Here is a 6,000-nt window from a genome sequence, read left to right on the forward strand (position 1 = left end):
TAATTCGTATCGCCAATTCATGGCAATACATAAAATTTTGATATGCCACTTTTGTGGGGTTAAAAAAAATAGCTTCAAGGGGAGATTTAAAAAAAACTCGACTTTTTTAGTATTTTTTCTTCAAACTGATTTTGATTGAACAAATTGTCTACAGCCAAGAAAAAGAGCTGTCATTGACAGCTCTTAGATTTTCATAAAAAAATGTTTAAAAAATAATTTGGTGATTACCCAATAATTCACTCAATGTTGTATTGACATTGTTGAGTGTCACGAGTTGAACCGGATCATAAGCAGAGGCTTCACCATCTCGATCAAGACTCACAATAGTATGGTCTCCCTCTTGATTCACTTGAATAAATTTTTCCAGAGAAGCTACTGAGCCATTACCAGAATAGTCCACCAATAATTGGCTTAAATCGATTTTATCGGCTTGTGTATCATCCTGTGAATTAGCAACATGGAAATCCTGCCAGTTATCCATCAACCCATCACTAGAGTTCAATACATTATAAATCACCGTATCTGAACCAGCACCTCCAACATAGGTATCATGGCCACCACGCCCATCCAGAATATTGTTCCCAGCGTTCCCTGTAATCACATTATCCAATCCATTACCAGTCGCATTGAGATTTGCACTGCCAATCAATTCTATATCTTCAACATAACGACCACTTTCTAGATAGTTATCCGCACTCGCTGGATCATTCACCGAATCATAATGGTCCATCAAACTATAACTGACAGAACTGATGACCTTGTCATATCCCCCTAAATCGACATCTCTATAGCCAGAAGCAACCAACTGATTATCCCAATAACCACTTTCGACCCATCTATCTTCATAATGGCTGGTATCAATCCAAACATCCTCATAATGGCTAGTATCGACCCAAACATCTTCATAATGGCTGGTATCCACCCAAACATTCTCATAATGACTGGTATCAACCCAATTATCTTGTACACCAAAATACGTTAGCTCATAGCCTTCTTGCCATTGCCCTGTGTCAAAATCATAGTATTGATGTAAATACTGGCTGTAGTCACTTTCTGTCGTACCATCATCAATATAGGTAATACCATATTGATCTTGATAAACCTGATAAGTAACTGAATATCCGCTTTCGATCCATTGCTGCTCATCATGCCCCTCTTCAACCCATTGCTGCTCATAGTTACCACTTTCAAACCATTGCTGCTCATAATGACCTTCTTCAATCCATTCAGTCGTATAGTAGCTATTGTCCACCCAAACCTGTTCATAGGTTTCATAATATTCGACGATATATTCCTGAACAAAATCAGCCCCATGGTCGATTTGGTAAATATTATCGGTGTTATCTCCTTTAAATTGATCGGCTACAATGTGCGGGATCTCCGCCGGATTGAGCGTCACCGTTGTGCTATGATTTCCAGCACGATCCACAACAGTTAAGTCAAATGAAGTAACCGCACCATCCATATAAATAGAGAATGTCCCCTCCACACTTACGGTTGTGCTATTGGTATAAGGCTCCAGATCTGGATAATAATAAGTGACTTCAACAGTCGCATTGCTCTCGGCCTGTCCAATGAGATAACTCCACTCATTGATTCCAAGTTGTGTGGCTACATCAGGGGCTACCGTATCATTTGTAGCGATGATTGTGGTGCTTGGACTTTCATTCTGATTCGCGTCAACCACTTTGACGGTTAAGCTTTCGCCATGCCAATATGGATACCATAAACTGGTGATAAAGGTGCCATTACTGTCTACAGTCGCCTGTCCAACTTGGCTATTGTTTACATCAAAAATATAAACAGTTAAATAAGCTTCAGCCTGCCCAGACAACACCTGCCCCTCACTCAATAACAACTGTGTAGCAGCTGCAGGCGCGGTACTATCTATTGGTGCAGCAACTTCGGTGTAGCCACTTTGATATCCATTTTCTTCGACCACAACCCGGAGAAGCGCTCCGTTTGCCTGAGGTGGATATAACTGAACACTAAAATGCCCGGACTCATCGACTGTACCGCCACCAATAACATTACTTTGCGTATCAACAATACGTACATAACTATTGGCTGCTGCATCCCCCTCCATGAAAAACCCATTTTCAGAGATCGCCACATTTTCTGCAGGACTTGGCGCATGACTATCAACACTAAACGTCATGTTAAACGGATGACTCTCGTTTTTCGCTAAATCAGTTGCCGTAATAAAAAGTTGCTCGCCGCGCAGAATTTGTGGATAAATACTAAGATTAAAATATCCAGTGTCATCCACTTGATATTCAGCTCGTAGATCTCCATCAGCATCCACAATCTTGATTGTAGCTTTGGGCTCTGTTTGCCCAGTGATCCCATATCCATCATCATTGATTGCGACGTCCTCAATAACAGGAATCGTATTATCTAAAGGCGCAATAATTTCTGTAACTGAGCTATATTGATTTGTCTCATAATCAAACACACGGACTTGTAATGTTTGTCCTTGCAAATAATAATCATTGAGCTGGATACTAAATGTGCCATCTTCATTTACCGTTGAATTCCACCCACCACTGTCAACACGTACACCGGCCGTATTGGTCACAGCAATATAGAAACCAGCAGTTGCCATACCTGTTAAAATATGACCTTCTGCATCTAGCGCTACACCTGTTGCCGCTTCAGGTGTATCCACCAATGCTGGTAAAAGTTTATGCACAGGTTCACTACGATTTCCTGCAGCATCTTTCACCACAATACTCAATTCTTGTGTCTGAAATTGGCTCAAATTAATCCATTGGCTGAAGATACCATTATAAGTTACATAAGCTGAGCTAATCAGCGCCCCATATCGATCTGTAATTTCAACAAGTGCCTGAGGCTCTGCTTCACCTGAGATCCAACCATCTGGTGTAATTGTAACGTTTCCTGCGGCCAAAGGCGCAATATCATCATTCAGCGCAATTGCTGTTATTGGAGTGCTTTGATTTTGTGCACGATCAAGCACAATAAATATAAGCTCTTGTCCATCTAGAAAAACCTGATTGAAAGAACCAGACACATTTCCTTCACTATCGGTATAACCTTGTCCCACCTCAATACCGTTATAAAGAACTTTAATATAACTATTCGCTTCCGCAATCGCAGTGAAGGCCAATCCATTTTCATTAAAAACAAGATGATTAAGATCAATAGGATTTGGCTCTGTGTTATCCACTGGGGCATCAATGGTCACAACGTCACTCACATTTCCGGCACGGTCCTTGACAGTCACCGTCAAGGTTTCACCATGAAGGAAATAGTCATTTAACTGAACCGAGAAGGTCCCATCTTCATTGACAATACTATTTGCCCAATAATAAATGACCGAGTTACCTTCTTGATCTGTAATTTGAATGGTTCCATAAGGCTCAGCCTTACCTTTTAAAATAGAGCCGTCTTCAATCAACTCAAGTTCAGTTGCAACATCAGGGGCCTCTCGATCTTGCAAAGCATTATGATCAACTGCAATACTTTCATTCTGTGCACGATCGCTCACAACAAACGAGAGTTGCTGCCCATCCAGAAATACCTGATAAAAAGTCCCGTATACATGGCCATCACTATCTGTATAGCCATTGCCGACCTCATTCCCCTCATAAAACACTTTAATGCTGCTATTGGCCTCTGCTGTTGCCGTGAAGTTCCGCCCATCCTCATTGAACTCAATATTCTGAATAGCATCAGGAGAGGTATTATCTAATGGCGCAACAATCGTTGCTTTTTCACTGACAAGACCCGAACGGTCTGTGACACGCACCGTTAATACTTGTTCTTTTAAGTAATATTGATCAAAGTAAACCGTAAAAGTACCATCAATATTAACATTGCTATTCCATATATAGATTGGATTATCATCTTGATCATAAACCTGAATGGTGGCATACGGCTCTGCTTTACCTGTCAGAACTGAACCGCCACTCCCCTCGGTCAGGCTAAGATTTATTGCGATATCTGGTGGAGAGTTATCATCTATTGCGTTGCGTAGCACTTCCGTGCTCTGGTTTCCAGCACGGTCAAATACAATAAAGGTGAGTAATTGCCCCCCCAGATAAACATTATTGAACCAACCCGAAATATTTCCGTCACTATCCGCATAACCAATACCGACTTGATTATTGTCCGTATCGTAGACCTTAACTGTACTATTAGCCTCGGCGTGGGTCATAAATTGCAGACCATTTTCATCAAATATAACATCAGCAATTGGCTGAGGATCTGTCTCATCCGATGGTGCAATCACTATTGTATTTGCACTGACATTATCAGCGGCATCAGTAACTGTGACAGTTAAAACTTGGCCCTTCAGATAGTACTGATCAAAATAAACCGTAAATGTTCCATCAGCACTCACATCGTTATTCCAGTGATAAACGAGGTTATTCTGCTGATCATAAACGTGGATGACAGCATATGGTTCTGCTTTACCCATTAAAATCGAACCACTACTGCCTTCAATAAGTTCAAGCTCTGTGGCAGCCTCAGGTTGGGTAATATCACCTTGTGCAATCACATTTGCACCATCACTCTCATTTCCTGCACGATCATGTAACACAACTCTGAATTGCTCGTTGTCTACATAAGATTGATTCAGTCGCAGGCTAAACTCCCCGTCACCATAACTTTCACCTATGCCAACCAAAAAACCATTTTGGTCAAAGACACTCACCTTCAAACCGGCGGATTCACTTAAACCAATTAAAGTCCAACCATCTTCACTGATGAATAAGTTGGTTGCCATTTGAGGCTTCAATGTATCAACCACAACTGTTTCAATTACAGTCTCTACGACATTACCTGCCACATCGGTTTCAATTGCTTTAAATTGATAAGTCCCATCGATCAAATTTGTTTGTTGTGCCGTTGTCGTTGCCCATGTCAAACCACCATCTATAGAGATCTCATAATGATCCGTCAGAGCAACCTCCTGCCCGATGACGACTGGGTGTAAAGATTGCAATTCAAAACTGTTGTCTTGTGTTACTCGGTCAATTGCCGAAGCACCAGTGTCATTTAAATCGCCAAATATCAGAGTTCCTGCAACTGGTGGTGTATTGTCTATAATAACGATGGGGGAAAGAACTTCTGCGCTATTACCCGCCTTATCGGTTACGATCGCTTTAAACTGGTAAACACCATCAGACAGATTGCTTTGGTTTACGGTTGTTGTCGTCCACGCACCATCATCTTTAGACACTTGATAAACAAGTTCCGTCCCCTGTTCCTGGCCTATTAAACTCAAATCGAAGCTATGGTCTTGGCTGATGTAATCTGTAGCCGAAATACCTGTATCATTAAAATTTGAGAATGCCAATGTACCGGTGGCAGGTACAGTATTATCGACTGTCACCTTTGTAGACAATACTTCTGCACTATTTCCTGCCACATCCGTGACAATCGCTTTGAACTGGTAAACACCATCAGACAGATTACTTTGATTTACCGTTGTTGTTGTCCAAGCACCATCATCTTTAGACACTTGATAAACAACTGTTGTGCCCTGTTCTTGGCCTGTCAGGCTTAAATCAAAGGTTTTATCTTGAGTGATTCGATCCGTCGCAGAAGAACCTGTATCGTTTAAATTCGTAATTGATAATAGCCCAGCAACGGGTGCTGTATTATCGACTGTCACCTTTGTAGACAATACTTCTGCACTGTTTCCAGCTTTATCAGTTACGATCGCTTTAAATTGGTAAACACCATCAGACAGATTACTTTGGTTTACCGTTGTTGTTGTCCACGCACCATCATCTTTAGACACTTGATAAACAAGTTCCGTCCCCTGTTCCTGGCCTATTAAACTCAAATCGAAGCTATGGTCTTGGCTAATGTAATCTGTAGCCGAAATACCTGTATCATTAAAATTTGAGAATGCCAATGTACCGGTGGCAGGTACAGTATTATCGACTGTCACCTTTGTAGACAATACTTCTGCACTGTTTCCAGCTTTATCAGTTACGATCGCTTTGAACTGGTAAACACCATCAG

At 41.3% G+C, this 6,000-nt stretch carries 1 protein-coding gene; it reads right to left on the minus strand.

Annotated elements, in window-relative coordinates:
• Positions 1–205 precede the first annotated feature (205 nt).
• Entirely contained in the window at positions 206–5,926 is a 5,721-nt protein-coding gene (locus A7P55_RS13395; RefSeq protein ID WP_216078052.1) for an Ig-like domain-containing protein, read from the minus strand.
• Positions 5,927–6,000 lie beyond the last annotated feature (74 nt).

It is taken from the genome of Acinetobacter sp. Ac_5812 (assembly GCF_013072695.1).
Taxonomy (GTDB): Bacteria; Pseudomonadota; Gammaproteobacteria; order Pseudomonadales; family Moraxellaceae; genus Acinetobacter.